Annotated in this window: 3 protein-coding genes; 1 reads left to right on the top strand and 2 read right to left on the bottom strand. The window is 45.9% G+C overall.

What is annotated here, in order from left to right; genetic code table 11:
* A partial coding sequence (locus VIN66_RS04765; protein WP_331922926.1) for an ATP-binding protein occupies positions 1–1,120 on the top strand: 1,120 nt, incomplete at its 5' end.
* Positions 1,121–1,124: 4 nt separating this feature from the next.
* On the opposite strand, the gene arcA is transcribed toward VIN66_RS04765, so the two are convergent.
* Together arcA and VIN66_RS04775 are read right to left on the bottom strand one after the other, a co-directional pair.
* Complete coding sequence (gene arcA / locus VIN66_RS04770; protein WP_134056822.1) at positions 1,125–1,832, bottom strand: two-component system response regulator ArcA; 708 nt, start codon at positions 1,830–1,832, stop codon at positions 1,125–1,127.
* 188 nt (positions 1,833–2,020) lie between these two features.
* Positions 2,021–3,541 (bottom strand): sensor histidine kinase, encoded by a 1,521-nt coding sequence (locus VIN66_RS04775; RefSeq protein WP_331922927.1) that lies wholly within the window; start codon positions 3,539–3,541, stop codon positions 2,021–2,023.
* Between the last annotated feature and the right edge of the window lie 328 nt (positions 3,542–3,869).

Below are 3,869 nucleotides of genomic sequence, written 5' to 3' on the forward strand. Positions count from 1 at the left end.
GACACGCTTGCGTCAGGTGTTGTGGAACCTGCTGAACAATGCGGTCAAGTTTACCGCTAGCGGTGATATTACGCTTCGTTGCCACCTGGATACTGGTTCTGGCAGGTTGCACTTTTCCGTGCAGGATACTGGTATAGGTATTGCCGGCGAAGAGCTTGAGCGTATTTTTGATATGTATTACAAGTCTAATGATGGCCGGCGTCTGAGTATTATGGGGTCGGGTATAGGCTTGTCAGTTTCCAGAGCTTTAGTTGAAGCAATGCACGGTACTATTGCCGTTGACAGCGTCGTCGGACAGGGCAGCTGTTTTAGTGTCACCTTACCGGCAGAGCAGCTGGCGCAGGAACAACCGCAGACAATAGATTGCCCGGAGCTCACCATACTGCTGGTAGAAGATGTGCCGTTAAATGCTGAGATCGCTACCGCTTTGCTGGAACAGCGCGGTCATACTGTTATTCTTGCCGAAACCGGCGAAGACGCTATAGCGCTATTGGAAACCGAAGATGATATCGATCTGGTGTTACTGGATATGCAATTGCCTGATATGGATGGTGAGCAGATCGCGAAGTATATCCGTGAGGAACCGCATCTTGCGTCGTTGCCGATAGTGATACTCAGCGCCAATGTGCGAAAAGCAGAGCAGCAACTGGCAAATTTACATATCAACGATGCTTTGGCTAAGCCAATCAATACAGCCCGGCTGGATCAGATGCTGGCCCGGCTGTTTTCACCTAGTGCGGTAAAATTACTGCAGGCTAAAGATACCGCAGAAGTGACAGAGCCGCAGCTGTTAGATCAGGCAACACTGAATGATTATATTCAGTCGCTGGGTAAAGATGCCGTTAAGCGCAGTGCCCAACTGTTCGCGCAGTTATTGCCGGGTTACATGAACCGGTTGATGGAAACCGCGGTACAGCGTCATCTGACAGAGTTTCAGGAAGCGGCGCATAAACTTAAAGGTGCAGCTGCATCAGTAGGTTTGTTATGGGTACAGCAACAAGCGAAGCGCTTTGAACAGGAAACGATTAACTGGCAGGGATTGGAGCGGCAGTTAGTAGACTTTCATTTGCAAACAGAGCAGCACCTGGCTGCTCTGTTTGAATATATCGATCAGGCTTAGCAGCTTACTTTTCCAGTTTACCCACGAAGCGGTAGCCTTCACCGTGGATAGTGCTGATTAACTCAGGGCTATCGATATCTGACTCGAAGTGCTTACGGATACGGCGGATAGTTACATCTACAGTACGATCGTTAGGGCGTAAATCACGGCCAGTCATATGGCGGATTAACTGTTCACGGGTGAAGATTTTACCCGGTGTATCCAGCATTAAACGCAGCGCGCGGTATTCGCCTTTTGGTAAACGACGTGCAACACCTTTTGGCGATGTCAGATTGCGGCTGTTCTCATCCAGTGTCCAACCATTAAATTTAACCACGCTTTTGTGCTCTTCAACCACAGGTTGCGCAACAGTACGGTTTAACAGGTTACGGGCGCGGATTGTCAGCTCACGTGGATTAAAGGGTTTGGTCAGGTAATCGTCTGCACCAATTTCCAGACCCAGGATGCGGTCTACTTCGCTGTCACGGCCGGTCAGAAAGATAAGGCCGATATTTTCTTTCTGACGCAGTTCTCTTGCCAGAATAAGGCCATTTTTGCCTGGCAGGTTAATGTCCATAACAACCAGATTTACCTTATTGTCGGTAAGCTTCTGGTTCATCTCTTCACCATTCACAGCTTCAATGACGTCATACCCTTCTCCCTGAAACAGGCTCACCAGGTTTAAACGGGTTACTTCTTCGTCTTCAACGATAAGAATCACAGGAGTTTGCATTAGAGTTAGACCTTATGTGAATTGTGTTAACTTAATAACGGGATTTTGTTTTATATATGACTTGGAATTGTCAAATAATGCGTAATTATAACCAGCCATCCAATTGTTAACAAGTTTTTTGTTAACAATTAGATTTCTCTAATATTGAGGGGCGGAATTACTGCCAACCGATCGCTGGCGTTGATGCTTTATTGCTGGTCGTTTTTAATCACAATAACAGGGAAATTAATGCTAATCCGGATACCGTGACCTAAGGTGCTGTCGAGATGAATTTTGCCATTTAATGCTTGTGTGACAAGGTTATAGACCAGATGCAGCCCAAGGCCACTGCCACCTTCACCACGTTTGGTGGTGACAAAGGGATCAAAAATACGCTTTTTAATCGATTCCGGCACACCAGCACCATTGTCGGTGTAAATCAGCTGGCAATTGCTGTCCTGCACCGATATATCAATTTTCATTTCACCCTGTTCGATGTGTTCAAAAGCATGGATCAGGCTGTTCATGATAAGGTTTATCAGTATCTGATTTATCGGCCCGGGTTTACTGTCAAGTTCAAGCTCAGCAGGGCAGTTGACAATAATCTGATGCTGAGTTTTTTTCAGATTGGGCCTAAGTGACAGCAGCACTTCGTTGATCAGTTGCTGCATATTAAACTGGCGCCGGTTGTCATTGGATTGATCTACGGCAACCCGCTTAAAGCTGGAGATCAGGCTGGCCGCCCGTTCCATATTGCGATAAATGATACCGAGATTTTCTTTACTCTCAGACAAAAACTTTGCCAGCTGTGAAGAGGTGAGTTTTTTCTCATCAAAAGCACGCTGGATATCTGCCAGTTTGTCCTGTAGCAAGGTTGATGCTGTGACACCAAGACCAATCGGCGTGTTAACTTCATGCGCAACGCCGGCGACCATCTGACCAAGGCTGGCCATCTTCTCTGTTTCAACAATCTGGTTCTGGTACTGATGCAAAGTCGCCAGCGTGTTCAACAGCTCCTGATTAGATGTTTTCAGGGCGTCAGTACGTTCGGCAATTTTTTGCTCCAGGCTCAGTGTCAGTTGCCTGTTTTCCTGCTCGGCCTGTTGTAGTTTGCTGATTTGCTGTTCGATACGGTCCAGCATGGTGTTAAAGGCACGGCTTAACATATTGTATTCTTTAATCGGCGCTATAGGTGCCCTGATTTGGTAGTCTTTTTGTTTTGATACTTTCTGCATCACACTGAGTAAATTTTCTATCGGGCTGGTAAAGCGCTGCTGCAGTTTTGAGCTGATGAAAAAAGCACTGCCAAGCGCAATCAATGCAATAAGAATATCGAGCAGGATACGAGCCTGAATGTAGGCGCTTAGTTCTTCCTGACTGGCGCGTACATACACATAACCTAACACCTCGCCGCCGGATAAAATCGCTTTAGTCAGCTCGATATAATTGTCACTGATATAAGGTTTCATAAACTGTTTCACCCTGGAAAACTGCACAGGGAAAGGGCCAATACCATCGCGGTTGTAGCTGGCAAAAAAGCTCAGTTCGTCTGAACCAGGGGCTTTTTTATAGATATGAATATTGTGCAGGATATTTACCGCTTTAAAGGATTTAAGCCGGTTTTCTTCGGTATCGGCATCGTCCTGCTGAATGCTGTTTTGCGCATTGAAGGCGATAATACTGACGTAGCCCTCAAGTTGCATTATCAGTTTTTTGCGTTGCAGTTTCACGTCCTGGCCTGTGGAGACCACCATCGCAAGACAAAGTGTCAGACTGCAGATAAGCATAATTACCCAAATCAACGCACTTTTTATGGACGTGGTTTTATCTATTGCAATCATTCAGTTATCTCTGTCAACTTGATAGTCGTTCCGGCCCAGGCAGCCTGCATTGATGTTATGCACATTAAGCCAAATTAGCAAACTGCGCTGGTAAATTTCGTAAAGCAGTTTATAGTTGGAGCACTTGTTACTTTTAGGGCTGATTATGAGTCTGTGGGAAAGTTATAAGACCAGTATTTTTATCTGTCATCAGGTGCTGAACTGCAATATTAATTTT

Origin of the sequence: Rheinheimera sp. (assembly GCF_036568245.1) — a bacterium.
In the GTDB taxonomy this organism is placed as follows: domain Bacteria; phylum Pseudomonadota; class Gammaproteobacteria; order Enterobacterales; family Alteromonadaceae; genus Alishewanella.